Origin of the sequence: Bradyrhizobium paxllaeri (genome assembly GCF_001693515.2) — a bacterium.
GTDB lineage: Bacteria > Pseudomonadota > Alphaproteobacteria > Rhizobiales > Xanthobacteraceae > Bradyrhizobium > Bradyrhizobium paxllaeri.
This window is the reverse complement of record NZ_CP042968.1, coordinates 3,711,128-3,736,880: the sequence shown is the minus strand read 5'-3', so window position 1 is coordinate 3,736,880 and position 25,753 is coordinate 3,711,128. Positions and strand designations below refer to the sequence as shown.

Below are 25,753 nucleotides of genomic sequence, written 5' to 3'. Positions count from 1 at the left end.
GGGATCAGCCCGTCAACTTGCCGCCCGTCACCGTGACCAAGCCGGCGATGCACTGATAGGTCAGATAGTTCGAAGCGGTGGCGACCGTCGACAGCGTTGGCCACTGCGCATTGAGCGGATACCATTGATTGCCGTAGGAGACGGTGCGTCCGGCGCCGCTGCCCTGATAGATGTAAATGCAGCCGGACTGGCCGTTCTTGCCATTGATCGGGTTGGCCAGCGTGATGCTCCCGGCAAGCGGGATGTAGAAGTTGATCCCGGTCGAAAAATCCAGCGTCACCGTGCCGGATTGATCGGGCAGTTGCACTTGCGCCGCCGCATCCCAAACCCCTTCTGCGGTCAGAAGTTTGTTCGCTGCCTTCGCCCGGAAGTTTGCAGCGGTGCCGAAGATGTTGCTCGCCAGCTGCGCCCAGCCGACCGTGTCTTGCGTCGCGAGCAGCTTCAGGCCGAGCGCGGTGCGCGCCGCCGCGACGTCGGTGAGATCCGAAAGGTTTTGATTCTTGGCGAGCAGTCCCGACAGATCGACGCCAGGGATCGCGGCGATGGCTGCCGCAATGGCCGCATCCGCAGCGGCGATCGTGTACGCGCCGACCTGCGCGGCCGTGGTCTGGTGCGGGTTGTCGGTGCGGTCGGCATGGGTGAGGTCGATCGGTGCGCCGACGCGGATCAGCCAGTCTTCGAACGTACCGGCGCCTTCCGCGTGCACGACATTGACATTCAGCGCCTTGGTGGCGCGATTGAAGCTGATGACCTGCGCCAGCATCAGATTCTGCGTCGCTGCCGCAGGGCGGATATTCACATAGTCCGTATAGACGTACATTTCCGCCGTTTCGTCGGTCAGCGTGAACGTCTGCGGACCGGTGACGATCGTATGCGCTTCCAGGCTTTCAGCGGAGAAGGAAGCACCGAGATTGTTGAGCCTGGCCTGCGCTTCCAGGATCAGCGGCGTGAATGTGTCATTCAGTCGCTGCAGCGCGACCGCCTCCAACGCGTCGACCACAGCGTCAATCCTGGTCGCGTCTAACTCGCGCGCTGTCATGCGATTGTCGAGATCGCGGAAGCGCGGATTCCAGAACTCGGGATCGGCGAGATTGTCCCGCCGCTTGACGCGATAGCTCTCGAACCTGGAGACCATCGGGGTTACTCCGTCAGAGCTTCATCGCCCAAATGACGACATCACCAAGCTCGCGTGCCTTGGCACCGGAGACCACAACCTTCGGCGACGCCGGCCGCGCCCAAAGGCCCGGCGCAAGCTCGACCGCGCGCGCGACCTTGATGTGGTATTGCGCGCCATCCACGAACTTGGGCAGCGTTTTCATGGGCTCGATCGGTTCGATCGTGCCGCTGAAGTTGGTCTGGTTATTGCTCGCCATGTGGCACTCCCTATGCGACCCAGAACACACGCTCGGCGACGTGGAAGATGCTTGCCGGCGAGTTGGTGCTTCCAGACATGATGACGATGAAGTTCTGTGTCGACGGCGTCGTGAAGTGGAAGGTCCGCGCGACCCGCTTCAAGTTGACGTCGAGCACTTCGTCGGTGAATCCCGTCGCCTGCACCGTGGTGTTAGCGACGCGAAGGGCACAGGAAAAATCGTGCGGCGTATCGTCGAAACGCTCCAGGACGCATTTGACGTAGATCGAAGTCGAGGCTGCCGCTAGCGTTTGCTGCTCGGAGACATGAACGAAGGTGATCTTCGGCCTGGAGACGTAGGCGCGCGAGCCGGCGATCATGAGGCCAGGCTGCACGTCGCGGGTACCGATGAACCGTGCCCGGAATTGACAGAGCGGCGGCGCGGCGACCAGCGCCGCGACATTGGTTGGCGTCAGCGGCTGCCATTCGCCGGCGCCATTCGGCCGCATTTCATAGACCAGGTCGCACGATGCCGGGACGATGGCGCCGGCCGTGATGTCGATATTGCGCAAGCCGCCGTCGAGATTGATCGGCGCAAACTCGATCGTCACCTGTGCAGAGCGGAATTTGGCGCCCCACACCTGGAACAGCATGTCCTTCATGAGGTCGCCGAGGTAATACTGACCATCGGTCGAATAGAAGAACGTGCCATCCAGATAAGTCTGGCCGTATGACATGCCGATGCGATGGTTTGCGTTCGATGTCAGCACGATCGCATAGCGCTTGCCGCGCTCCAGGAAGGTCGGAACGATGTCGATATGATTCCAGCCGACCACAATGTTCGCCTGGTTATGCACCTGGTGTAGGATCACCTTCTCCAGGTCCGGCATGCCAGTGTTCACTTCCGTCAGCGATACGATGATGTTCTCGGCCGCCGCTTTCGCGGTGACATAGAACGACAGCCGCGTCGCCCACATGTCATTCGCAACCAGGAAGGTTTGGGCGATCTGCGCACCAGTGATGGTGTGGTCGATCGTCTCCAATTCCCAATAGGACTCGGTCCAGCTGTCGTGCCACCAGTAATCGAACTGATTCCAGACATGGCCGACGAAGCCAGGTCCTGTCATTTGAACGGTCTGATAGGTCTGGAAGTCGGGCAGCCAGAACGGCGCCTGCTCGCCGGTGCCGGTATTCATCCGGGCGCCGTTGGTGCACTGCGTGTAGCCGCCGCCGTAGCGCAGGCGCTCCTTTTTGATTTTGCGCTGAACCAGCTGGTATGTCTGATAGCCGTATTGCGACATGCCCAGGTCGTCGTGATAGGCCGTGTTCGACAGCTTCACTTCGCGGTCATAGGCCGGCAGCAACATGCCGTTCTGCAGGGCTGCATTCGGATCGTTGGCCGAGAACAATGAGATTTCGAAGATGTCGGCATTCGCCGCTGCGAACCGGGCGCCCATTTCGGTGAGCGCGTCATAGCCAAGCTGCAGGCTATTATCGGTGTCGGAGTCGGTCGGATCGACGAAATAGTCGGCGCCGTACTGCGAATAGGCCGCCGGCAGTCCCGCCTTCTCCTTCACCTCGGCGAGATCACGGAAGATCATGCTGACGTCGTATTGCTGCGCCGACGCCCTGACCAGCGCTGCGAGCGCCGCAAGATCGGATGCGAGCGAGGAAACGCGCGGCCCGATCTGCCCCTGAAACGTCTCCAGCGCATCGGCGCGGTTGTCGAGGTCTTCGGTCGACTGCACCGCGAAGTCGGTCAGCATCTGCACCGACACGACCTGCACCGGATCGAGCGTGACATACGCGACCGGCGCATGACCGACCGGGATGGCCGGCGGCTGCGGATCGGATGATTCCGAGCCGGGGCTGATGGCAATGATGGCGTCGCGCGATGTCGTGGTCGAGACCGCCTGCGGCTCGGTGCGTCCGGTGTCGACGTCGACCAAGAAGTCGCGTTCCTCAACGTCGGCTTCGTTCTCGATGCCGTACACCGAGATCAAGACCTTCCGTTGCGCCACCGCCGGCAGATAGGTCAGCATTGACTGCACAAGCGTGGTGTCGCGATGATAGATGGCGCCGAGCACGTCATAGAAGCGGCCAGGCGCGACCTGGATTTCCGCCTGCGCCGTCTTGATCACGGTGAAGCCGGCATAGCGCCTGGTCTTCGTCACCACGTCGAGCGTGAGGTGATCGAGCGACGACCGCGCAAAGGCCTGCAGATCGTTGTGATCCTGCGCCTGCTGCTCTTGATAGTCGCGAAAGAGTACGCGCTTCTCCATTACAGTTCTCCGTATTGTCAGCCGGCCGGCATGGTGTCGATTTCGGCCATGACAGGCTTCTCACCGGCCAAGAACTTCGGCTCCGGTCCGGTCCGCAGCAAAATCCTGTCGCGAAGCGCCTTCGCTCCCTGCGCGGCCAGCTTGACCTGCTCGATCGCCCGGCCGTCGTGTGGCATGAAGAACCTTATGCCAGGCACCAGGTAGCCGAAGCCGGCGGCCTTTGGATGGATGACGCCCCTGACTTCGACGTGTACGCGTGCGGTGAAGGCCGGGAAGCCGTAACGACCGACGCCCATGAATTGGGTTGGCGGCCTTCGAAGCTCACGCACGGTCGGATCGAGCACCGCATAGCGCTGATAGATGCGATACGGCGCCGTGGTTGGCACGAAGAAATTGGCAAGCGGCGTATCGCAGAACACCCCTCGCCCGCGCGTGCCGTGAACGGTGACGCGTTCGGGTTCGGACGTCACGGCCTGCATCGACGGCGTGTTCGCCGAGCGCCAGGGCATCGCGGCCCTCGGCTCGATTGTGATCAGCCGCTCATCGGCCGTCGAGGGCAGGTAGTGCCGACCGAGGCCGAACGGTCTTCCGGAGAACACCGAGCCGTTTTCGACGCCAGCCTTGTGCAGCTGGAAGTATGAGCCGAAGTCCGACACGTGAATGTCGGTCTCGACGCCATGTTCGATCCAGCGCGCGCGGCGCTTCAGGCGCGTGATCGCATCCGATGGTATCGACGCGGCGCCACCGAGGTGGAAGCGGCGGTGGCGCAGGCGGTTCGCAGCGTGTGAATTGTAGAAGCTCTTGTAAGGCGCCGCCGTGCCCTGTTCGTTGATGCGCCATACGCGCACCTGCGGCAGCCGCGCCAGCCAGGCTTCGCGCTGCTCGCGCGTGAGCGATGGCCCGGAGAACACCTTCTGAGGCCGCGCCATGACCTTGGTGACCTCATAGCCCCATGGCGATATGTCGCGCCCGGCGTAATCGACGGCAACTTCCAGCGCCTTGCGGGTGCCGCGCGTCGATTTGAATTCCAGCTGATAGGCAACCCAGGCGCGCTTGGTGGTCTCCGACCAATCGTCATTCCAGTACTCGACGCCCATCGCCCAGGCGAGATACGACAGTACCCGCAAGGGACATGTCCAAGGGTCCCATATCGCCTGGATCAGTTCGACATTGGTGTCGGTGATCCGGAAGCCGTCGACATCGGCAAGCGCCCTTTCCAGGCCCGTCGCAGTTCGATAGAGCAGCCGAGAACCGAGGTCGGTCGCAGTCACGTTGGCTCGGTCGGCTCTTCGAAGCCGCCACGGCCGGCATATCGGATCGTGACCTGCCCCACCTGCACCGCTTCATGGCGATCAATCTCGACGTCGGCCGCGGGCTCGATCACCTTGATCTTGTAGACGCCGGAGCGCTTCAGCGCCGCGTCGATCGAGTCGATCGTGTGCGAGTAGCCGAGCCAGCGCTGCTTCTCGATCAGTTCGGCCGCCGCGACATAAAGCTCTGGCATCATAAGGTCGACGTCCCAACTCGGGAAAAGCCAGACGTCGATCTTGTAATTCGTCTTGACGATCTTCGGCGCGCGCACGCTGACGACGTCGGTCAGCGCTTTGCGCGAACTGTTCTCGACGTAACTACGCACCACGTCGATTTGCGGGATCGTCGGCGTCGGGCTCGGAAACGTGGTGATGCCGTTCTTCGCCGCATTGGCCTTCACCGGCGTGCCGTCCGCCATGATGGTGATCGCCACGTTCGGCGTGCCGCGCTGCGCCACCGCCGTGGCATCGCGCAGCGTCTTGTCGGCGGTCAGCGCCCAAAAGACATAACTCTCATAGACGCCATGCGGCGAAAGCGTGTTGGCCGAGAGCCAGATGCGCATGCGATAGTGGTCATCACTCTCGCCCGACAACCGAGGCATGCCGCCGGGATAGCGCGAGCCGATCGCATCCAGGTCCGACCCCGATGCAAACGCCAACGTGACCGCCTTGGCCGCCTGGTTGACGCGGTCGCGCACCAGAAGCTCGAAATAGGTTGAGGCTTCCTGCGTGATCTTGATCGGATCGAACTCAAGGTTCTCGACGTCGTACTCGGCGCCCGCCGGCGGATCGTGGCTCTTCCAGAGCGCAACGAACTGCGCCATGCGCGCGGAAAGGATGGACTCCGAGTCCAGCTTCTCCAGCACCTGCATCGCCGGCAGCTGATCAAGCTCAATGACACCAAGTCTGGCCATGTCTCACCCTGTCAGGCGGTTGCATCCCATAGCCCCTCGCCGCGACCGACGAAGCCGCCAGCGCGCCGCTTCTCCGGCGTCGGATCGCCGAGGTGGCCGCGCGGCCGATACACGCCGTTATTCTGGAAGGTGAAATTGCCGAGCCGCACCGTTTCGGGCGAGACGTCCGGACCGACCAGTACGCGCTGGATGGAATAGCACGGCTCCCATAGGTCGATCGCGCTGGCAATCGCCCAAAAGAACCTGGTGATGATGCGCGGCAGCGCGCTTTCGCCGAGCAGGTGCGGCACGAATGAGCCGACATAGCGGCGCAGCACGCGCTCATGGTACCGCGTCGAGAAGATCACGCCCATGGATTGCTGCACGTGCGGCCAACCGACCAGCACCTTGCCAGTGCGGCGATCGACGCCGACCCGCACCGGCGCCAACGGCACCTTGCCGGCAATGAGGTCCGGCCAGATCGCCAGGTCCGGGTCATAATACTGGATGGGGTCGGCCATCAGCTGGCTTTCTTCTCGGCCGCCGCCTTCTGCGGTGCCGGCGCTGGCGCATCGAGCTTGATCGCCCCGTTCTCCAGGTACCACTTCGCCTGTCCCGGCGTCATCTGCACGATGCGCTTGTCGCCGCGCGTCTCGACCTTGACACCTCCGAGTTGACCGAGCGCATCCGGCTTAATGCGGTCGTCAATGATCACATAGGTCTGTTTCCTGATCATGGCCTCGCGTTCTCCTTCTCAGATGGCATAGACCTTGGTTGCGCAGCTGTCGTCGCAAAGCTTCACCTGGATCGAAGCATCCTCGCCGCCGAGCAGGCATTTCTCCTCGACCTGCAGCACGACCACCTTCGACTTGTGCGTGATCTTCTCGGCTTCGATGATCGAGTGCGAGTCGTCGACATAGGCATCGATCTTGCCGTCCGTGATCTTGACGAAGGTCTTCTCGCCAACCTGAAACGTGACCGATTCCTTGAACTTCAGAAGCAAGACGCCCTTGGGCTTTTCTTCCTCTTCCTGCTGCTCTTGCGCGCCGGACGCGCCGCCAGCTTGCTGCTGCTGTTTCTGTTTCGGCTTTTTACCAATGCGGATCAGGGCGACGCTCTTGTCGGAGTCCGTGACTTTCTGACTTTCGCCACCGCCTTGACCGCTGCCCGCCTCGCCGCCCGAACCTTGCTGCTGACTTTCGTCGTCGGCCAACCACAATTCGTGACTGGTCTTCGTGCGGGACTCGCGCAAGTGCTCGTATTGATAGCTCTCGCTGGAATCGGTCGCGTGATCCGGTCGCTTGTGCTTGTCGTTCTCCGCATAGGGGAAGATTTGCGCCTGGCGCCAATCGCCGTTCGGCGCGATCAGCATCACGTTCTGACCCTTCTTGTAGCGCGCCTCTTCGCGCGCGCCACCGCGATGGTCAGAGGAGTGCAGCCAGGGCGACAGGATGTCCTCGCCCTGGCCGTCCTTGCCGAGCTTCATGCGCAGCTTCTGCTCACCGCTGCCGGATTTGACCTCTTCCACCGAGCCGACGCGCACCATCTGGCCGAGCCGGCGCTTCAGATCAGCGACCTCGAAAATCAGCTTCTGGATGTCATCAAGCGCCATACTTGTCTGCCTCGGACGGATACGGCTCGACCACGGTCGAGGTCTGATCTGGTTTGACGTCGGTCAGCGCCGGCGTCTCTTCGTCGGGCGCCTCGGCATCGCTCGGCTTAACCGGTCCCATGCCGATCGCGTCGACCTCGCCGCGCGTCAGACCGAGCAGGCCCTGCACACGGCGCCAGGACCAATCGTCGCTGATCGCGATCTCGCTGCGCAGGAACTGCACGGCCTTGGCGATGTCGAGCCGTTCGGCCGAGCCCTCGGCGGCATCCAGGAAGAGCGCGATTGCGCCGTCAGAAGCAAGTGCACTGCCTGGCGCCAGGTCCCCGATCGTCTCCAGCTGATAGATGATCTGGCGTGCTGCGAAGCGCGCGCCTTTCTCGGCACCGGCGCCGCGCTTGCGCGACACACTGAGAACGCGCGTCGTCAGTGACCGCATATGCTCGCCCCATATCGAGCGCGGATCAGTGAACAGCGCGTAACCGATCTGCCGATCGAGCGCATCAACGGCAAGCTCGAAGGAAGCGTCGGTCGGCGGGATTGCGACCTTCGGTCCCTCGCCCTCTTGCTCGGCGGCCGGTATCGGCGCGGCGATGCCGAATTCAACAATCATGATCATGATGCGCGTGCCACTATCCAGGTCATGCGCCTCGGTGTCGGTGCCGTCATCATCGTCGGTGTAGACCGTGGCGTAAGGCTGCGGCGTTTCCTTCACCGCGTCTTCCAGCGGCGTGTTGTCGGAGTCGTACACGTTCACGCTTTGCCAAAGCCGATCGCGTAGCGCAGCGACGGCGCACACGCGGACGCACGATCTGATCAGGCTCATTCTTCCGGCGCCCGCAACATGTAAACCTTCGAGCGGCTGATGCCATCGCCCGAAATGCGGTTGATCTCGAAGGTCTCGCCATTGGTCTCGAACGTCTCGGCCCTGACCTCGATCCGATCGCCCTGCCTGGCGCCGGCGCGCTGCAGGTGCGCGGTATCGATCGACAGCCAGACATCGAACTCGGCCATGCGGCCCTGGAAGCCGCCCGAACCGCCGCCGGCAGCGACCACTGCGTCTTCGCCGTAGAACAGCACGCCGGGCGCCGTCACCACTTCGCGGCCGGGATCGGCGCGACCGGCGTCATAACTACCCTTGATCCAGGGCACGATGCGCACCATGCCCTTCACGCCGAAGGTGTTGTCGATCGTGCGGTTCATGGCCCCAGCCAGGCGGTCAAGGTCCACCATGACGACACCCGTTCCGGGAATGGCCCACCTCGATTAAGACAGCGGGCCGCCCCAATCAGAACGACCCGTTCAAGCGAACGCAGCCCCGTGCATCAGCGGCGGCGGCGGTCTCGAAAACGATGCCGATCTTCATGTTTGCGCCGGCGGTCAGCGTCGCGACCTTATTGGCGTCGTCCCAGTACACGGAGGCGCCGATATTCGGCCAGGCCTCATTGGCGGTCTTCGGCAGCTGGTGGGCCTCGCCCAGCTGCAGGTCAACCGACACGCCTTGTGCCGCCGATACCTGTGCAACGCCGAATGCGGCGCCAATGATGTAACCCATGCCGGACACCACGCCGCCGGCCGGCGCATTGATGCGCAGCGTTTTGCCTTCGCCACGAAAATACCTGGTCATTTCGATCTCTCCTGATGTTAGGGCGAAAGGCGGCGGAAGCCGCCGCCTTTATCCAGCTGCTACGGACTGCCGATTTCGTCAGCGTTGACGACAGTGACCGGGAAGGATGGCGTGGTCGCCGCCGCACCGGTGTCCTTGTAGGCGCCGCGATAGTCGATCGCGCCGACACCGAAGTCGTGCTCGACCTTCACGCGGATGCCCTGCACCGTGAACGGTTCATCCGTTGCGGTGCGCGGACCGGTCGCGCCAGTCAGGAAGCCATAGACGAAGTTCGGAATCGTCTGCGGGTTCGCGAACAGGTACCACTCATGACCAGTGATCAGGCCCTCTACGACCGGGCGCAGCTTACCGGAGAACGGGTTCACCGCGCCGGTTTGACTCGCGTTGATCGTCGCGACCAGCTGCTCGGCCCTGGTCTCATGCTCGCCCGGAATGAGCAGGATCGAGGCCTGCACATTCAGCGGGAAGTTATCGATGTCGGTCTGCTTGCGCATCGCAGCACGGGCGAGGCTGATCGCTCCTGGCACCGGCTCATTGCCGCTTGCCGACAGGTTCTTATGGTCGACATGGAAGACCGACTTGTTATCGGTCTTCAGCACCGGGTTCGAATTGAACATCTTATAGAATTCGATGTTCTCGAAATTCAGCACCATGGTGCCGGCCGAGCCGATGATGTCATCGATCGCGCTCATGTCGTCATTGACCAGCACTTGCCGGGTGATCGGGAAGTACTTGCCATAAGGCGCGACGCGGGCCGATTCCTTGCTTTCCGCCGCTGCGCCGGCCCTGATCTCACCGGCCTCGTTGATCGGCTCCAGCATCGGGAATTGCCCAATGCGATACATCGGATGGTCGCGGAAGTCGTTGAACCGTTTCTCGACCGCGATCTCGCGATAGGTCGGCAGTGCCAGCTGATAGCGGCTCAACAGCACCTTGTGCATCGCGTTCTCCAGCACCAGCGGGAAGTCGCTGGTGGTCATGAAGGCGCGGCGCATCAGTTCATAGCCCTGGTCTGCCGAGCGGATCGAACCGGTATAGCCGAGGCAGGTGGCGGCAAGCTCGACGATCGAAGCGCCGAGGAATTGCGTCGTGCGCTCGACGTCCGGCTTCTGCCGCCCATCAAGAACCTGCCACGACCGAACCACTTCGTCGGTCAGGCCCATGCGGCGGACATAGTCCGCTTGCGCCTCGGTCTGGATCACCGGCGTGCGGTGCGATGCCATGATGCGACGCGCGAGCGCTTCGGTCATGGCCTCGGTGCGCTGATGCGTTTCGCGGTTGATACCGACCACGAAGCGGCTGCCGGCAAAGAAGCCGTTGCTGCCGTCCTCACCGTCGAAACCGTTGCCGTGAATGCCGGAAGTCGGCCGCTTGTTGTTCTCGTTGGCGACGTTGGCGAGCGCTCGCTTGGAGAACGCTTCAACGGTCTCCTTTGCGCGAATTGCCTTCATGATTTCGTCGTGCGAGAACTTGCCCTGCGTGCCGAGCGCGAACATTTCCTCGACGTAACGGGAATGCTCTTCGACCGCGCGCTGCGCGACCTCTTCGCTCGCCGAGCGCTGGCGCTCTTCCTCCTGCCGCCTGCTCCGTTCGGCGGCTGCAGCCTCCGCAGCGCGGCGCTTTTCTTCCTCAGTGGGCGCGGTGGCCGCGCCCGTCGCATTTCTAACGGACATAGGATTTTCTCCGTGTTGCGGGCCAAGCCCATCCGACGCAGACCGAATGCCGGCGCCATTCTCATGTGGGATAGGAGCGTAAGACACTTCGAACGGCTCCCAATCCACGGCGGTCCGTGTTGGCGGACTCGTCGTCGCGTCAATGACTTCACGATAGGTGCGATAACCGACCGACACCGGCACCGTGATGCCATCCATCAGGTTGCGGGCGAGCATGTCGCCCTTTTCATTGCGTGACAGCTTGAGCTTGGCCCAAAGCTCGCGGCCTTCGATGCGCGCGGTACCTGGCACGACGGCGCCGAGCACCGCGTCGAGGCCGCGCCAGGCCTGGTGCGCGTCGAGGAATTGCGCACCGGCATTGAGCCGCTGCAGCCTGACTGAGCGCGCCGAGACGTCGAGCAGTTCGTCGAACTCGCCTTCCCAGGACATACGACGCACGCGCGCGCCGGTCGAGATCATGACGTCGCAGGTGCGCGTGCTCGCGTCATAGCTATTCGCCTTGATCTTGATCGTGGTGTTCGCATTGGCAACGTCACGCGTCAGGACGTCGAGGTTACGATCGAACGGCTCGGCCGAGCGTCGAGGACGGCGACCGGTTTCGTCATCGTCGTCTTCTTCGTCGTCTTCCTCGTCTTGGTCCTCGATCTCTTCGGGATCGATCTCTTCATCCTCCAGCGCCGCTTTCTCTTCCTCGGTCAGAGGCCGGCGCCTGGCGCGCGTCTGCAGGTCGCCGCCGGTGCGTCCTGCCGCCGCAATCTTCTGGTCGACCGCCTTGTTCGCCGTCGCGACCGCCTTGCTTTCGTCGCCGTCGTACTCTTCGAGCGCGGCGTTCGCAGCTGACGCCCACGCCTTCTGCAGAGCGGGCTTTTCCTTCGTCTTCGAGTTGTGCTTCGGAGCGTCTTTCGCTGACCACGGCATAGCAGACCATTCGGCGCGATTGCTCGCGCCGCCTCTCTCTTCGTTGACAGTTTTCGGGGTACTTCAGCGCGTCCTTCTGCGCCTGGAATCGTTGAGTTCGTAGCGAATAATTCAAGGCTCCGTTTGAGCGCTTGAATCACACCCACGGCCGGATCATCAACCCGCAACGGCCCATAGCGTGGCCGCTAACGTTCTGAATTGACTTCCGCTTTCGGCGTCACAGCGGACATGGCTGGACTTGCCGCTGGGTCGCCCGTTGTAGCGAATAACCCACAGCCGACATGGGGCCGTGAAACAGGCCATTGCGATCTAAGGTTTATGCTGCCATCATAATCGCCAAGGGGGAATGTCGCATGCAGGTTATTTTCGCCGTCGCGTATCTGGCTGTAGGTATTGCCCAGATATTTGCCTACGTCGAGGGAATGCATTTGTACTTTGGCTTAGGCGGATTTCTCAGCTTCATTGCTTTTCTTTTTGGCTACAGCATCCCGTTGTTGGGCACGGGCTTCGTGGCCGTCATGACGTATTACGGCGCGAGGTATGGCTGGCACTGGGAATGGTGGCAGGCATTGTTACTGGCGGTGCCAGGCCTAATCATAATGATAATTCTGATGGCAGCCGGCGGGCTATCGTCGTTGTTTGAACGCCGAGCGTATTGATGCGCACGTTGCCTTGGTTCTTATGGCTCATTGCCGCCGCGGTCGTTGCGGCGGCAACCGCGAGGTGGCCCTACGGCTACTACACCTTCACCCGTCTCGTTGTCTGCGGGTTCTGTGGCTATCTCACCTTCGTTTCGTGGACCGAGAAGTCTTATGTTTGGGGCGTTGCGCTTGGCATCACTGCAATCCTCTTCAACCCGATATTACCGATTCACCTAAACCGGGCAGCGTGGTTCTGGCTCGACATCGCCGCTGCGGTTCTAATCCTCGCGCATTTGGCAGTCGCTAGATTGAGCAAGCGTGATGCGGCAGCGGATCAGCGTGGCTCTCGCTAGGGTCCGAAACGTCAGAGAGGGGCACATGTTATTGAAGGTTCTCTGTCTCATAGCTTGTACCGTGCCTTTCACTGTAATGACGGTTTCTGCACAGACCTCGACCGATGACCTTTGGAACAGCGGATCTGTATTCGCCGCAGGAATTGAATGCGAAACGAAAGGTTACATGCGTGAAGGACAGGTCGTGCCATTGATGACCGCGTTCCTGAAGCGCGCTGCCCCTGCCGCCGCACAGAGCTTCCGTTACGGATATCAAGAGGGCATGAAGCGAACAGCGATCTATTCCCAAGCACGATCTGGCTGGTTTCCATACCCGCAAACTGAAGCAGGCTGCTCGCACATTCAGAAGGCGATCAACCAGTACAAGATTGCTTTTGACGCTCTACAATAATCCCGTCGGGGTCACAGCGACATACCGCCTTGCGAAGGACAGAGACATGGCCTTGTGGCCGTTTGGACGAAAAGCTCCAGATACCTCGTTCCCACCCGAGGTCCAGCGCATTTTTGATAAGGTTGTTCGGTTTCTCGATGATGAGGCCGCCCAAAACAGCGCACTCCCCGAAGACTTACGACAAGTTCTCGCAGGCAGTCCCTCATGCGACTACGTACCTAACGCCTTCGGCGATTTTGGACGGACGCTGACAAACCCAGTGCCCGTGAATGGGCCAGTAGGTGAACTTGTCTACCTCTCCCGGCTGCAGATGGCAGACGGCAGTGCGATTGCTTTCCATAGGTTGGGGGCGTTCGACAAAGTGGACGTGTTCGAAGTCGTGTCGGAAAACGGTCGCCATTGGGACGTGCTGTATTTGTCTCTGTACTTCGCTCGCAAATCGAAACAGGTGCCTTCCGGCTATCGCATGATGACCGACAAGGCACGTCGCGATCTCATTCGAGGTACGACCCTATACGTTGACGGTTTCCCAAAAGGGGCTTACGCCGCATCGCTGGAGTGCACAAAGCGGATGGTCGGTATTCCTATTGGGGATTCCCGGCTCAAGGCGTTCGATGCGCGAAATGATCTGGTGCGACCGCGCAAGCACCTCGAAGCACTATCGCAACTGAAATTCACCAGTAACACACCCGCGCCCACCGATGGCAGGAGACCGAGCGCACCCGATGGGCGATCCGGCGGTGCGGAGCCAGACCTGAGTTCGAGCCTGCCGCCGCTAACTGAGAGTTGCGTGAAACTGGCTGACCCCGCGAACCTCTTCCAAGTCGCCGATAAGATGACCAAGAAGCGTTCAGCGGGAACGGACAACCGCGCCACGGTCCTATCTCTCATCCTCATGGCAGCAGCGGGCCACTTCGTCACAGAGACGTTGCAATGGGATGAGGGTGTTATGTGGAGAAGCTCGCGTCAGTTACTTCGCAACACGAACCTCGATGTCATCGCGGCAGAGACCATCGTATGGATGGCGTTCTTGATGGGACAGCTTTGGAAGGCCGATGCGAAACAGGACCGCGAAATGTTTGAGCGGATCGGCCACGTCACGACCGCCGTCGCAGGACGGCTTGCCCTCGGCATAGTGCACGACACAACAGGCGTGGACTTTGAGAGAAGGGCCAGAGAGAGCAGAACCCTTTATCTTGATGCGTTGAAAGATCCGACCGTAACATTTGAACCATTCGCAAGCGTCGTGCTTCGGTCTATCGGCTGCCAATCGCTCTCGGACCCTTTGAAACATATAGGACCCATACCCCCGGCAGAGTGGACCCCACTCGCACTTCACGTCGGCACCTTCTATTCGACCATGCCGTTGGGTTCTTATGACACTTTCAAAAACTTTTTACGTGAATGGTCAGACCGTTTCCCGCACGACGAAGATATCTGACGTAGGGAACAATCATTCGGTCCCAAGCCACGCCGCGACCGCGATCAGAACAATGATCGAGCCCGCCAATGGCAGCTTGTGGCCCTTAGCGTCTTTTCGCTGCGATGCGGAATTTGGTCCGCCATCGGCGCGCATATCGGACATCGAGTAGCAATCAAGCTCGATTTGTGGGTACGCGCCCTAGCCCTGGAACGCCCGTTCGCCACTCTTTGGGCCAACCAGAGCCTCGATTTCAGCGTCGGACAGCCCAAGCCTGGCCATCACCTCACGGCTGACCGCATGCGCCGCGTCCTGGTCGCCGTCCTCCAGGATAGGTTCATGCAGGCCGGAGTCCTGCCGGCTGTCCTCCTGGTCGAGGTAGAAGAACTCTTCCGCCTTACGCCGCTGCGGCTTTTTTCGACTTGCCGACGTAGGCATTGAACCGGTCCATTGTTTCCTGGTCTTTAAGGTTCAAGGTGCCCCACCAATCGGTGCCTAGAAGTAGCTCCTTGCCCTTTTCGGAATCCGCGATTGCCCATAGCGCCTTTGGATCGTTGCTGCGCGCAAGCTTGCGCAGTGCATCAGCTTCATCGTCGCTGACCTCAACGGGTTCAACGTCCTCGGCGTCCTCATCCTCGATCTCGATCTCTGGCAGCGCGCCGTTGTCCTCTGCCCATTGGAATTTGTCGCGTTCGCGCATGCTCTCCCAATACTCGGCCTGATAGTCGGCAACGTTCTCGGCAAGATAGTCGGGCGGGTCCATGTTCTCGGCGTCGGTTTGCGCCTTGTCATTGAACGCCTCGGTGAGCTTGTCCGTGATGTCGTCGCGCATTTCCTGCGTCAGGTGCGCCGACAGATCGGGCTGTTCGATGCCCGGCAAGTTCATCTGCTCTTTCGGCGGCGCGTTGCTCGGCTCTTTGAGCTTGTCGTCATCGAAGGTGAAGTCCGGGTCTTTCTCCCCATCGTATCCGGTCTGATATTCCTCGACCGAGATCGCAGCGAGGATTTGCTGCGGCGTATAGGGTATCGGTGTTTCGTCGGCCGACCAGTCTTCGATCACATCGCTGACCGCGTCGACTGCCCAATCTTCGGTGCCCTCGAAATTGCTGGCGAGCGAATACTTTGCTTCGTCAAGTGCCTGTCCGCTCTCGCGCCAGCTGTCGATTTCACTGTTGATGAAATCCTCGCGCGTGGCGTCCATCCACTTCTCTTTAATCTCCTCCTGATCGCTGTCGCTGATCTCTTCCCAACTCTCTGGCGTATAGGTCGAGCCGCCGCCAGGACCGCCGCCGCTTTCCCGATCGAGCTTGCGCGCGATCTCGGAGGAAAGGCTGCCCCACGATGACAGTGTCGGGACATAGCCGTACTTCGCCCAGGCGTAACCACCGACATCGATGTTAGCGTGCACCTTGACCTTCTCGATGCCCATCTGCCGGTACTTCTCAATGTTGCCGGCCAGCACCTTCTTGCCGGTATCCTTCCCGGTGGCGCTGCGGTTTAGCTGGAAGTAACTCGACTCAGCGGTCTTGGTCTTCCAATCGATGTTGCGCTGATACTCGCCGATGCGCTGGCCGTTCTCATAGATGTCGCCATGGATAAGCCAGCTGCCGTCCGCCCGCACATCAATGCGCATCGTGGCGTCATCGACACCGCCGAGAAATTCCGTTTTGAACTCGGCCGGCGCCTCGCCGACGTGAGCTTCCCATTCCTCGACGAACTTGTCGGCTTTCGCTTTGTCACTGGCGAACGAACCGAGGGCGACCTTGTCCTTCGCAAAGTCTGAGATCTTCGGCTTGACCTTCCCTTTCGTCTTCGCCTGGCTGCCGGCGGTCGCCTGGCTGGCGCCAGGTCCGGTCAGCTGCTTGACGTCGGGCTTGCTGCTGGAGCCGCCACCACTGCCGCCACCTTTCGCGAATTGTCCGCCCTTGGGACCGCCGGCCGGCTCGCGCGGCTGATCCGGGTCATAGCGGTACGTCAGTGCAGGGGAAAAGGGCGGCCGTCATGGTCGGCCTCCCTTCTGTTGCGCAGATACGCGCGCGCTGCAGCCGCGCCATTGGCGCCGCCGTTCATCAGATTCTTGCCGTTGAGTCCGGTATCGGCGTCCTCGGCATCCTCATCAGCCGCGTTGTCGGCGTCCTCATTCTCATTGGGCGGCGCGCCCGGCTCCTTCTGCATCGGCACCGCGCCGCCGGCGCGGGTGCGCTGGCGCGAGTCGATGTCGAGAATGACGCCTTCCTTGTCGACTTCCTTATTGAACTCCGCGCGGTCGCGAATCTGCTTGCGCCAATCGACGCCCCACTTCGCGCAGAATTCCTGATAGCTCATGCGGCCATCGCGCACGGCCTGCGCATCGGCTTCATTGTCGACGGCCGGATTGATCGCCAGCCAGGTCGGCGTCACCCAGTCGCAGGGATAGCCGCCCGATCGGCGGCGCAACATGCCGGCGAGGATCGCCCGTTCAATGAAGCGCTCCCAAATCACCTGACAAAATTGCGGAATGAACATGCCTTCCTGGATGGCCGCGATGAAGCCATAGAATTCGAGCTTGCCGGCACGCAGCGAAGAATAATTCGCGCCCGTCAGGTCCGAGGTCAGCTGGTCATAGGTGACACCGATCGCAGAAGACATGGCGTAAAGGCACATCTTCATGACCGGATCGAACTGGCCGGCACCGGATGGCGTCGCGAACTTGATCGTTTGGCCAGGCCGCAGCTGCGTGATCGTGCCCGGCTCTAGGTTGCTGACGACTGCGCCGTCTTGCTGCGGCGCACCGCCGAAAGCGGTATCGAGCACCGGGCCAAGTTGTTCTTCGTTCTCAATGAAGCCGGAAAAGCACGCCTCGACGCGCGCCTTGACCAGCGACGCATCCAGGAAGTCATTGAAGTCGCGCGCCATGGCGAGCATCGGCGCAAACCAGGTCACGCCGCGCACCTGGCCAGGCCGCAGCGGCCGAAAGACATGCAGAACCTGATCGCGCTTAAAGAAGGTCGACTGCAGCTTCTTCAGCGACTCCGGTGTTTGGTTATCGCCAGGATGCGATGGATGCAGCCACACGCCGGTGCGCACATCGAAGTCGCCGAGTCCGACGCCAAGCCGTGAGCGCTTGGTTTCGCGCGTAAGGCCTTCGCCCTCGACGAATAGGCCATCGCGACCATGATCGATCAGGTCGCTTTCGAGCAGCTGCAGCTTCAGCGGCACCCGCCCGCTCGAATTCGGTCCGGTCTCGACGAAGCGGCACAGCACCTCGCCCGATTGGATGATCGAGCGCAGCGCCAGTTGCTGCATCGCGTTGAAGGTCAGCATACCTTCCGCGTCGGCGCTCTTCTGCCACTCTTCCCATAGCTTGGTGACGCGATTGTCGAGGCCATCGCTGCCGGTTCGCGGCACCGGCATGATCCCGGTGCCGACCGCATTGTTCACGATGATGTCGATCGCACGCGGCGCATGCGTGGTGTTCTGCACCAGGTGCCGCGCCCGATCGCGCAGCGGCCCCAGGCTCCAGCCGATGTCGGAATTCGCGGAAGAGCCGAGCTTCGGCTTCCAGTTCGTCGACCGCCGGTCACTCATCGCGCCTTCATAGACGCGGATTGCCGCGCGCGCGCGAGCACGGCGCAGCCCCCGCTCCGGTGAGACCGCCGCGATGACGCGATCGAAGATGTTCATTCGCCGCCGATGTCGAAGGGTCGCCGCGCGGCAACACCGCGCCCATCATTATGCGCAACGCGGAAGATCGAAGGCTGGCGCTGTCCGACGATGCCGAGGTCAGCAGCGATCAGGTCGCGGATTTCCAGCATTTCCTTAAGGCTGTTGTACGTCACCGAGCGGTCGGCGATATGGACGCTGCGCGCACCGGAGACGATCGCTGCATTGATCGAATGCCAGTCGTCAATGGTGAACGCCGTGCCGTTGCCGTTGCTATCGTCGCCATTGGCCATGTCGATTAACTCCTATCGGCCAAACCACCCGCGCCGACCAACCCAAGGGTCACGCGGCGGCATGGCTGGCATTTGTGGTGTAGGCTCTGCCGGCGCCGCTGGTCGGACCGGCTTGGCGGCCTTCTCGCCGGCGTGCGTCATGCCGAGCGGAATCTTCTGCGCTCCGATCATGTGGCCCGCCGCTTCGTTCATCGCCTCGACGTCGAGGAAATGGTTCTGCCGCGAGACCTTCACCCATTCCGGCTTGCCGCTTGGTGCGACGACGCGCACCTCCGAGACCAGCTGCTTGCAGTAGTCGTCGGTCGCATCGGCCGACAGATGGAAGCCACCAGGCTGATCGTGCGGCCAGGCCAGGCGCTCATGCAGGCGCGTCTTCCAGAAGTCGGTATCGAGCCGAACGATGTCGATCTCTTGCTGCGTGCCGCGACCCGGGATCGTCACCTTGCCGACGCCGCGCTTGATCGGCGCGTCGAGCTTGTCATAGCCCTTGGTTGGCCGGCAGAACGATTTGAAGCGCCGGCAGAACTCATAGACGACATTGGTCCATCCCTCTTCCGGCTTGTCGGGCCTGAAACCGGAGTCGATCAGCGCCAGCGATACGTGCAGGCCTTCGCAGTCATCAAGCAGCACGTTGGCGAGATCGGTCCAAACCTCGGGCTGGTCGGTGTAGCCATGAAGGAAGCCGCTCTCGATCTGCCAGCTCGTACCGCGCTCGCCCCAGCCGCGCTTCGACCAGTACAGAGCGGTCTTCTGCACGTCGACCGCCGCCGTGACGCGAACCACCTTGTCGGGCACCTCGCCGAAGCGGTGCGGCAGACGGCGCCGCGCGATCTGTTGCCACTCTTTGATGTCGCGCCCGCCTGGCGCGTAAAGCTCGCCGAAACCGGCATTAACCGAGCGCTGCACCATCGCGCTGTCGCCGAGCGCTTCAGCTTCGATGTACTCGGCAGCACGCTCGCCGAATGTCACGAACGGCGAGCACAGGCCGGATACCCAAAACGAAATGGTCAGCGTCTTCTCTGGTTCGCCGTCAACGAACCCGTTGGCGTTGACGGTCTGGCCTGGCGCCACATAGCGCCCGCGATCGTTGAGCAGGCGCTTGTCCTGATCTTGCATGACGCCGCCGCATTGCGGACGCGGGCATTCGATCCAGGCGTTCTCGCGCGCTTCCGTTGCGGTCGCGCCTTCCGGCCAACGCAGGCGATCGAAGCGCGGCACGAAATATTCGCCGCAGTGCAGGCACGGCCAGCACCAATGATGCCGCGTACCTTGCTGCCACAGATTCCAGATCGGCGACTCGCGAACGTCGTCAGATGGTGCCTTGCCCCAAAACGCCAGGCCGCTCTTCTGATCAAGCTCGGGATGCACCACGCCCTTTTTAGGTGTCGACGTAACAAGGCAAACGAAGTCGGCGAAGGTGTCGCCGCGATGCTCGACCAGGCCGAGCGGATCGCCCTGGCCTTTCACGTTGGCGAGCATTTCATCGTATTCGTCGACGAAGGCGAGGCCCGCCGGGTCCGACTTCAACGCGGCAGAAGAGCCGGCATGCGCCAGGCGCACCGGCACGCCGGCGACCACCTTTCGCGTCTTCGTCGTCTTCTTTCCGCGCTGCACTTTCGCCATCAGCGTCGGCGCCTGGTCGAACAGCGACACGACACGCGGCTCGAACTGTTCGGTCACGAACTGCTTGTTCGGTCCGACATAGAGGCAAGGCACCGGCCGCTGGTCGAGGCGATGGCCCATCAGGTCGAGGATTGATTCCGACTTGGCCGACTGGGACGCGGTGACTAGCACCACGCGACGCCCGCGACCTTCGGCGACAACGCGCTCGGGTTCGATGATGTACGGCGTCAGGTACGGATCACGCGGTCCCGGCCGGTCGGCCCATACCGGATAGGTCCGGTTCTGCGTTGCCCATCGGTCCGGAGTCGTTCGAGGCGACGGCGTCAACAAGGTCCCTGCCCTGTCGAAGAGCATGGCCAATTTGTCGTTGGCGCCGAGCAATGCGGGTAAGGCTGTCATTCACTTCCGTTTCGATGGTGCGCCGCAAGCCGACATCGCGCGTGCAGCGCGGGGCAATGCCGGCGGCCTCGGTGCGCACGACGCCGCAGATCGCATCGATCGCCGCCGCCGCGTCGGTCAGCGGAATCAACTCGCGCGCCTTCATCGCTGTCGCAAGCTCGATCTGTGCCGCACGCGCCTGGCGGACTCGGTTGTCGGCCTGGCTTTGCGAGGATGACCGGCGGTCGGCGCGCAGCCGCGCCATCACCTGCGGCACAAGCTCGCCGAGCGCGTAACTGTTCGGCGCCTTCCTGGTCACCGCGCCTTCCTTCACGAAGGTCTCCAGGCGCTGCCGGCTAATCCCGCAAAGCGCCGCCGCCTCCGGCGTGGTCAGTTCGATGCCCGCCAGTTTTGCCGGGATATCGCTGGAGTTCGGGTCTTTCTTGCCGGATTTCGCCATCTAAGCCCTTGAGTTCCCGAAAGACAATAAAATGATAGCGCCGCTTTACAAACCGGACTCTAAGTCCTATTTATTGGCCGTGGCCGAATCCCCGGCCGCCTCACCAGGGCAGAGCCAAGCCCGGAGAACCGGAAATGTCATACGTCACCATCAAAACCGAATATGGCCGCCAGAACGCTTCGATCGACATCAAGCGCTTCGCCGCCGATCTCACCAAAGAATTGGGCGGCCAGCTGCTCGAGTCCGGCAACTTCGACCAGCAAGCGATCAAGGTCGGCGCCGATGTGCTGCACCTGTCGGCCAACAACTGGAAGCGCGTCGTGCACGCCTGGATCAGCGCGCCGGAGGTCCCGCATGGTGACTGGTCGACTTACGACAAAGAGCAGAAGACGGTCGACGCCAACGTGAATCCCGATGGCCGCTCGATCGCCGCGATTGCGAAAGACCTGAAGCGCCGCGTGATCGATGCCAACCAGGCCGCGCTGGCCAAGCGCCGCGCCCATGCTGCGCAGCAAGCGGCGAACCGCCAGAACGTCGCGAAGCATGCGGCGGACCTGAAGGCGGCTGTGCCTGGTCTCGATATTCGGGTCGACGAACGCAACCAGTCTGCCGCGATCTATAGCGGGCCGCAGTCCTATTACCTGTCGGGCCGCATGGGCTGCGATGGCCAGGTCTCGATCGATCGCATCGGCTCGGTGTCGCTCGCGACCTTCCAGAAGATCTGCGCCGTGCTCGACGGCGACAAGCGCGCCGGCGACGACCGCTAAGATTGCATCGCCAGGGCGGCGCCACGCGCGCCGCCTCACGATGCAATCCCGCATCACCTCAAGGGCCGAGCCAAGCCCGGAGACATGACCCATGACGACGAAAATCACCGAACGTGACCTCGCGCAGTTCACCGGCACCGAGCAATGGTACCGGCATTCCTTGATCCGCAGTGTCCTTTACACCGATGGCGTCAAGTACCTCGCCGAGAAGGCCAGCGCTTACTGGCTGATCGACAAAATCGCGACGCTGCAAACGCTACGCAAGATCGGCGCCGAACCCTTCCAGGTCTGGAAGCTCGAACTGTTGCCAGCCGGTCACCGCGCCAAGCTGACCTGCGCGGATGGCGGCAAGGCCGAGAACGCTGGCAAGGCCGTCACGCTCTACAGCGAGGTGATCGAATTCACCGACTTCCCGCTCGAAAAAGTCGAGCTATGGGTCGAGGGCGGCGTGATCCTGTTGCCGAGCGAGCATTAAGGTTGTCACGCTTGGCAGCCGGATTGTAAAGCTGACCTTGACAACGCCGCCGGGATCGAAAACATCGCGGCATGACGAAGCCGGAAGAGATCACGATCGACACTGCCACGTATGAGCGCGAGCGCGGCCACAAGCCGCGCGGACGCGAATACTGGCGGTTTGTGCTTTGCACCAGCCGGGTGACCGAAAAGGATCACGTATTCAATTCGAAGACGGCAATGTCCTACGACAAGGCCTTACAGGAAGCGAAAGCCCTTGCAGCGCGCCGGCGAGCGAACTGCATCCGCGTGCTTCCATAGGAAAGACGACCATGCGCAAGATGACCGCCGAGCAATTCCAGGCAGCACTCGATAGCCTCGGCGTGACGCATGGCGGCTTTGGCCGCCTGGTCGATCTCAACGAACGCACCGTGCGCCGCATGGCGAACAACGAACGCGAGGTGATGCAGTCGATCGCGATGCTGATCTGGCTGATCGAGAAGTACGACGTCACCCTGCCGAAACTCTTGAAGCTCATGAGCGACAAGCGCGATCCGGCAAGCTTCGGCGATCAGCGCTTGAGGTCAGAGTGACAGTTAGATGGCGCCGGCCAATGCAGCCGGCGCCATCTGTTTTTTGATCAAGCGACCGAACCATCACCACCAGTTTCCGGCGGCGGCTCTGGCGTTGGCGTCGGCTCCGGCACTGGCTCGGCCGGCGCCGGCGTGTTCTGCGTCACCAGGGCGCCGAGGCGCGTCTGGTTTGCCCTGATCGAGTCGAGCACCATCTGCAGCCGCGTCGTGTCGACGCCGCCAGCCGCGAGCGCGTCGGCCTGCTCTTGCACCTTCGCGGTCATGTTCTGCACCAGGGTCTCGACCGACCCCACCACAGACGTGTTCGCCGCGACTTCAGCTTCGATATCGTCCAATACGCTCATGAGCGCAGTCTCCGTTGTTATGATCTTCCGTAGGAACGGAAAGATCAGCCTGTTTTGCGCGGCAATGCGCCTTTGCTCGTTGAGGATCGCCAGCAACAGCTGACGATCTTCGCGTGATAGCCGCATGATCGCGCCTTCCTCTCCCAGTCCAAGCCAGGAGCACAACCGCGCCAGAAAGCTCTGAAGTTTAATGCAAGCGCGACTTTCCATTTTCCGAATATGTTGAGATTTCGGGCGGCAGCGGCACCGCAGGACCCAGGTTCCCCCGGGAAGGACCCGAGGAACTTTTGTTCCGATGGCACCTCCCCCCGCCTCACATCCCACTGATGGCTTGGCCTCGGCCCCTCATTCGCAGACGTCTGCGCTTGCTGGGCAGGTCTGCCCTAACCCCACACCAGGCCGGGCGATGGCCCCTCAGAGGCCGCCCCTGGCCTTCCTGGCACGCAACTGGCGCTATCCTTTCGGGCAGGTTCACGAGGGTTCCGCCGCTTGACTGCGAACCAGCTGGTTAGCGCGCGGCTCTCCCCTCTGGCATAGCTTCACCCGTTCCCCATGGTGTTCTGGATCACTACGCGCGGATGTTGCTTCCAGGCTTCCCGCAATTCGGCGAGCTTGGCGAGATACTGCGATGCGACGTCGTCACTGTGATGGGCGAGCAGTTCGCTTATCACATGACCGAGCGCAGTAAGGGCTTCGGCTGTATCGATCGGACTGACACCGCCGCCCTCGCCTAGCGCATGTCCGAAGATCGCCGCACGAACCCGGCACTCCATACATTCGCAGGGTTTGCCAATGGTCACCCCATCAGCCATTTGGTCGCACCGAGGATCAACGCCGCTGCAATGTTGCTGCCGATGATCGTGCCGAGTGCCGGGCCAACGCGTTCAAAGACGCCGCGCCAGTCTTTGCCGAGCAGGATCAACACTGCGACGAACAGACCGCCGAGCATGATTAGGCCTGCATCGAAGACGCCGAAGTAGAACACCAGGGTCGGGTACCATCCCATGGTCACCCTCCGTTAGATCGTGATGACTTCAAGCGCACGGCCTCAATGTCGAGGAAGGCGACCGATTCAGTGAGTGCTTCTAGCAAGGACTCGCGCTCGGCCTCACTGGGGAAGACACATTCGCGCGTCTTCGTGGTGTCGTAGGAATAACGCTCTTCGCCTTTTTCGTCGAATACAGCCACGCGCATCGTTTGCTCCCGAGGTTGTCCCGCCCCCAGTGATCAATCACTGTCCGGCCGGCACCTTGCGGAGATACGGGCGGCTAAATGTGATGTCGGCCGCTACGGCGCCAGCGGCAAAGGTCAGGACGTTTTGGATGGCGGTCGCCGTATCAGCCCCGGCAAGCGGCGTGGTGATGGCCGTTCGCATAGTGCCGGAGATCGCCCCAGCGCCATCCATCAAGAACGTGGTCGTCTGATTTGGCGACGATGCGGTATCGCAGGCCATATAGAACGACCGCAAATTTTGATATCCAGCGGCCAGCGAGAAATCGATACTGGCTTCCACCATATCGCCAGCGACGCCGGAATAGGCCACGGTTGGAATTTGGAAATTGACGAGACGGCCTGCCGTGCCGACATTGCCCGAGACGACAACCCGCTGCGCCTCCGCACCGTTAAGCGCGCTCTTGGAGCCGACCACATTCATCGTATCGTTATCGGTCAGCGTCCAGGCATTAGCGGCGACGCCAGTTGGTGTCGTCGTGCCGTTGAGCGCGCCTGTCGTTCCGGTCAGTGCCGGATTTTTGGCAGTCCCAACAAGCAAATTGCTGGCATCGAGATAGAGATCGGTGAGCGTGGCTGTCTGGTCGACACAGGCATTTATCGCATCGGCAAAGGCGTTGCCGAGCTTGATCGCGCCGAGCCAGTTCGGATGCAGGCTGTCGACGCAATCCGTTGCCGGATTGAACGTGCTGGTGAGATCGGTCGCAAGCTTGACACGGCCGGCGTAACCCGCCGCCAGCAAAACAGGGTCGGTCGGCAGGCCCGCAATCAAGCCATTGAGAATTGGAAGATCGTTTCGACGGGCCGTGCTCAACGCCAACCAGGTTGCATCGTTGCGCGGCAGCACGCGCGACACCACGACGTAACTCGCGCCGCCGTCGAGGTAGCCTTTCACGCACGCGAGAATGTTCGCATAGATCGTCGCCGGCGTATCGGACGAACCAGCGAGATCGTTGGTGCCAGCCAGGAAGGTCACCAGTTTCGGCAGCGGCGCCATGGTCGCGGCAATTTGCGTCGCCATCTGCGCGGCGGTCTGACCGCCGACAGCCTGATTCCAGTTTTGCGGATTGAACAGGCGACCGCGCGTCGCTACAATTGCCTGCCAGGACCACTGCGGACCGCTCGACCCCGCCGTGATGCTATCGCCTTCGGCTATCCAGCGCGCCGACAGCGGCAGTTTCGGCAGACTGACCACCCCGCCGCGACGGTGCGGCCGTTCGGTGATTCCAGCGCCGAGGCCGATACCAAGCGGGCTCATCAGTACAGCGCCCACACGTCGTTGACGGTGCCAAACGTCACCTTGGTCACCTCCAACGGATTGTAACCTTGCTGCAGCGGCACATCGGTCAGCGTGGTGCCCGTCGCATCCACAAGCGTACCGGTGCCGGCCGTGCCGACCAATAGCGCGCGACACCTCGCAAACGTTTGGCCGCTGGTCACCTTCACAAGTTTACCCGATGGGCCACTGTCGACTGCAATACGCGGCATGGTTGGTTCTCCAG

General features: G+C 61.7%; 32 protein-coding genes. 8 read left to right on the top strand and 24 right to left on the bottom strand.

The window, feature by feature from the left end; translation table 11 throughout:
• Positions 1-4: 4 nt before the first annotated feature.
• The 12 genes from LMTR21_RS17705 to LMTR21_RS17650 form a co-directional block, all read right to left on the bottom strand.
• On the bottom strand, positions 5-1,135 hold the full coding sequence (locus tag LMTR21_RS17705) for a hypothetical protein (protein WP_065755195.1): 1,131 nt from the start codon (positions 1,133-1,135) through the stop codon (positions 5-7).
• Positions 1,136-1,148: 13 nt separating this feature from the next.
• Complete coding sequence (locus LMTR21_RS17700) at positions 1,149-1,373, bottom strand: hypothetical protein (protein WP_065755196.1); 225 nt, start codon at positions 1,371-1,373, stop codon at positions 1,149-1,151.
• A 10-nt stretch (positions 1,374-1,383) separates the two neighbouring features.
• A complete protein-coding gene (locus tag LMTR21_RS17695; protein WP_065755197.1) occupies positions 1,384-3,633 on the bottom strand; it encodes a hypothetical protein in 2,250 nt (749 codons plus the stop codon).
• 17 nt (positions 3,634-3,650) lie between these two features.
• The gene (locus LMTR21_RS17690; protein WP_065755198.1) at positions 3,651-4,904 is read right to left on the bottom strand and encodes a phage tail protein I; all 1,254 of its coding nucleotides are present in this window, start codon (positions 4,902-4,904) and stop codon (positions 3,651-3,653) included.
• Positions 4,901-5,857: a baseplate J/gp47 family protein gene (locus LMTR21_RS17685; RefSeq protein WP_065755199.1), complete on the bottom strand. Its 957-nt coding sequence runs from the start codon at positions 5,855-5,857 to the stop codon at positions 4,901-4,903. The genes LMTR21_RS17690 and LMTR21_RS17685 overlap by 4 nt, the downstream gene beginning before the upstream one ends.
• A gap of 11 nt (positions 5,858-5,868) precedes the next feature.
• Positions 5,869-6,357, bottom strand: a complete 489-nt coding sequence (locus tag LMTR21_RS17680) for a GPW/gp25 family protein (protein WP_246175657.1) — start codon at positions 6,355-6,357, stop codon at positions 5,869-5,871.
• Positions 6,357-6,572, bottom strand: coding sequence for a hypothetical protein (locus LMTR21_RS17675; RefSeq protein WP_065755200.1), 216 nt, complete (start codon positions 6,570-6,572; stop codon positions 6,357-6,359). Before LMTR21_RS17675 ends, LMTR21_RS17680 begins: the two co-directional genes overlap by 1 nt.
• A gap of 18 nt (positions 6,573-6,590) precedes the next feature.
• The gene (locus tag LMTR21_RS17670) at positions 6,591-7,448 is read right to left on the bottom strand and encodes a phage baseplate assembly protein V (RefSeq protein ID WP_065755201.1); all 858 of its coding nucleotides are present in this window, start codon (positions 7,446-7,448) and stop codon (positions 6,591-6,593) included.
• Entirely contained in the window at positions 7,438-8,196 is a 759-nt protein-coding gene (locus LMTR21_RS17665) for a hypothetical protein (protein ID WP_210250581.1), read from the bottom strand. The genes LMTR21_RS17670 and LMTR21_RS17665 overlap by 11 nt, the downstream gene beginning before the upstream one ends.
• A 71-nt stretch (positions 8,197-8,267) precedes the next feature.
• A complete protein-coding gene (locus tag LMTR21_RS17660) occupies positions 8,268-8,648 on the bottom strand; it encodes a hypothetical protein (protein WP_141688504.1) in 381 nt (126 codons plus the stop codon).
• A gap of 85 nt (positions 8,649-8,733) precedes the next feature.
• Positions 8,734-9,072, bottom strand: coding sequence for a DUF2190 family protein (locus LMTR21_RS17655; protein WP_065755204.1), 339 nt, complete (start codon positions 9,070-9,072; stop codon positions 8,734-8,736).
• A 59-nt stretch (positions 9,073-9,131) separates the two neighbouring features.
• Positions 9,132-11,663 (bottom strand): prohead protease/major capsid protein fusion protein, encoded by a 2,532-nt coding sequence (locus LMTR21_RS17650; RefSeq protein WP_065755205.1) that lies wholly within the window; start codon positions 11,661-11,663, stop codon positions 9,132-9,134.
• 353 nt (positions 11,664-12,016) lie between these two features.
• On the opposite strand from LMTR21_RS17650, the gene LMTR21_RS17640 reads away from it, so the two are divergent.
• The 4 genes from LMTR21_RS17640 to LMTR21_RS17625 are packed head-to-tail and all read left to right on the top strand — an operon-like array spanning position 12,017 to position 14,489.
• On the top strand, positions 12,017-12,322 hold the full coding sequence (locus tag LMTR21_RS17640) for a hypothetical protein (protein WP_065755206.1): 306 nt from the start codon (positions 12,017-12,019) through the stop codon (positions 12,320-12,322).
• The gene (locus LMTR21_RS17635; RefSeq protein ID WP_065755207.1) at positions 12,322-12,657 is read left to right on the top strand and encodes a DUF6804 family protein; all 336 of its coding nucleotides are present in this window, start codon (positions 12,322-12,324) and stop codon (positions 12,655-12,657) included. Before LMTR21_RS17640 ends, LMTR21_RS17635 begins: the two co-directional genes overlap by 1 nt.
• Positions 12,658-12,682: 25 nt before the next feature.
• Positions 12,683-13,048, top strand: coding sequence for a hypothetical protein (locus LMTR21_RS17630; RefSeq protein WP_141688507.1), 366 nt, complete (start codon positions 12,683-12,685; stop codon positions 13,046-13,048).
• A gap of 46 nt (positions 13,049-13,094) precedes the next feature.
• Positions 13,095-14,489 (top strand): hypothetical protein, encoded by a 1,395-nt coding sequence (locus LMTR21_RS17625; RefSeq protein ID WP_141688508.1) that lies wholly within the window; start codon positions 13,095-13,097, stop codon positions 14,487-14,489.
• 180 nt (positions 14,490-14,669) lie between these two features.
• Here the strand turns inward: LMTR21_RS17625 and LMTR21_RS17620 are convergent, their stop codons facing one another.
• From LMTR21_RS17620 to LMTR21_RS40890, 6 genes are all read right to left on the bottom strand, one after another.
• Positions 14,670-14,906, bottom strand: coding sequence for a hypothetical protein (locus tag LMTR21_RS17620; RefSeq protein ID WP_065755210.1), 237 nt, complete (start codon positions 14,904-14,906; stop codon positions 14,670-14,672).
• Positions 14,866-16,101, bottom strand: a complete 1,236-nt coding sequence (locus LMTR21_RS17615) for a hypothetical protein (protein WP_065755211.1) — start codon at positions 16,099-16,101, stop codon at positions 14,866-14,868. Before LMTR21_RS17615 ends, LMTR21_RS17620 begins: the two co-directional genes overlap by 41 nt.
• Positions 16,102-16,442: 341 nt before the next feature.
• Positions 16,443-18,131 carry a phage portal protein gene (locus LMTR21_RS17610; protein WP_065755213.1) on the bottom strand — a complete coding sequence of 563 codons (1,689 nt, stop codon included), beginning with the start codon at positions 18,129-18,131 and terminating at the stop codon, positions 16,443-16,445.
• On the bottom strand, positions 18,128-18,403 hold the full coding sequence (locus tag LMTR21_RS17605; RefSeq protein ID WP_065755214.1) for a phage head-tail joining protein: 276 nt from the start codon (positions 18,401-18,403) through the stop codon (positions 18,128-18,130). The genes LMTR21_RS17610 and LMTR21_RS17605 overlap by 4 nt, the downstream gene beginning before the upstream one ends.
• Positions 18,404-18,415: 12 nt before the next feature.
• A complete protein-coding gene (locus LMTR21_RS17600) occupies positions 18,416-20,380 on the bottom strand; it encodes a terminase gpA endonuclease subunit (RefSeq protein ID WP_246175656.1) in 1,965 nt (654 codons plus the stop codon).
• A complete protein-coding gene (locus tag LMTR21_RS40890) occupies positions 20,265-20,864 on the bottom strand; it encodes a hypothetical protein (RefSeq protein ID WP_246175655.1) in 600 nt (199 codons plus the stop codon). Before LMTR21_RS40890 ends, LMTR21_RS17600 begins: the two co-directional genes overlap by 116 nt.
• Before the next feature lie 134 nt (positions 20,865-20,998).
• Between LMTR21_RS40890 and LMTR21_RS17595 the strand changes: the two genes are divergently transcribed.
• From LMTR21_RS17595 to LMTR21_RS17580, 4 genes are all read left to right on the top strand, one after another.
• Positions 20,999-21,631 carry a hypothetical protein gene (locus LMTR21_RS17595; RefSeq protein ID WP_065755217.1) on the top strand — a complete coding sequence of 211 codons (633 nt, stop codon included), beginning with the start codon at positions 20,999-21,001 and terminating at the stop codon, positions 21,629-21,631.
• Between the two features lie 91 nt (positions 21,632-21,722).
• Positions 21,723-22,106 (top strand): DUF6876 family protein, encoded by a 384-nt coding sequence (locus LMTR21_RS17590; protein WP_065755218.1) that lies wholly within the window; start codon positions 21,723-21,725, stop codon positions 22,104-22,106.
• A gap of 71 nt (positions 22,107-22,177) precedes the next feature.
• Entirely contained in the window at positions 22,178-22,405 is a 228-nt protein-coding gene (locus tag LMTR21_RS17585; RefSeq protein WP_065755219.1) for a hypothetical protein, read from the top strand.
• 11 nt (positions 22,406-22,416) lie between these two features.
• Positions 22,417-22,677: a hypothetical protein gene (locus tag LMTR21_RS17580; protein ID WP_065755220.1), complete on the top strand. Its 261-nt coding sequence runs from the start codon at positions 22,417-22,419 to the stop codon at positions 22,675-22,677.
• A gap of 47 nt (positions 22,678-22,724) precedes the next feature.
• On the opposite strand, the gene LMTR21_RS17575 is transcribed toward LMTR21_RS17580, so the two are convergent.
• From LMTR21_RS17575 to LMTR21_RS17550, 6 genes are all read right to left on the bottom strand, one after another.
• The gene (locus LMTR21_RS17575; protein ID WP_141688509.1) at positions 22,725-23,021 is read right to left on the bottom strand and encodes a hypothetical protein; all 297 of its coding nucleotides are present in this window, start codon (positions 23,019-23,021) and stop codon (positions 22,725-22,727) included.
• A gap of 539 nt (positions 23,022-23,560) precedes the next feature.
• Positions 23,561-23,821 carry a hypothetical protein gene (locus tag LMTR21_RS17570; RefSeq protein ID WP_141688510.1) on the bottom strand — a complete coding sequence of 87 codons (261 nt, stop codon included), beginning with the start codon at positions 23,819-23,821 and terminating at the stop codon, positions 23,561-23,563.
• Positions 23,818-24,027, bottom strand: coding sequence for a hypothetical protein (locus tag LMTR21_RS17565; protein ID WP_065755223.1), 210 nt, complete (start codon positions 24,025-24,027; stop codon positions 23,818-23,820). Before LMTR21_RS17565 ends, LMTR21_RS17570 begins: the two co-directional genes overlap by 4 nt.
• A 2-nt stretch (positions 24,028-24,029) precedes the next feature.
• A complete protein-coding gene (locus tag LMTR21_RS17560) occupies positions 24,030-24,215 on the bottom strand; it encodes a hypothetical protein (protein WP_065755224.1) in 186 nt (61 codons plus the stop codon).
• A 37-nt stretch (positions 24,216-24,252) separates the two neighbouring features.
• The gene (locus LMTR21_RS17555) at positions 24,253-25,509 is read right to left on the bottom strand and encodes an SGNH/GDSL hydrolase family protein (RefSeq protein ID WP_065755225.1); all 1,257 of its coding nucleotides are present in this window, start codon (positions 25,507-25,509) and stop codon (positions 24,253-24,255) included.
• Positions 25,509-25,739 (bottom strand): hypothetical protein, encoded by a 231-nt coding sequence (locus LMTR21_RS17550; RefSeq protein WP_141688511.1) that lies wholly within the window; start codon positions 25,737-25,739, stop codon positions 25,509-25,511. Before LMTR21_RS17550 ends, LMTR21_RS17555 begins: the two co-directional genes overlap by 1 nt.
• Positions 25,740-25,753: the final 14 nt, after the last annotated feature.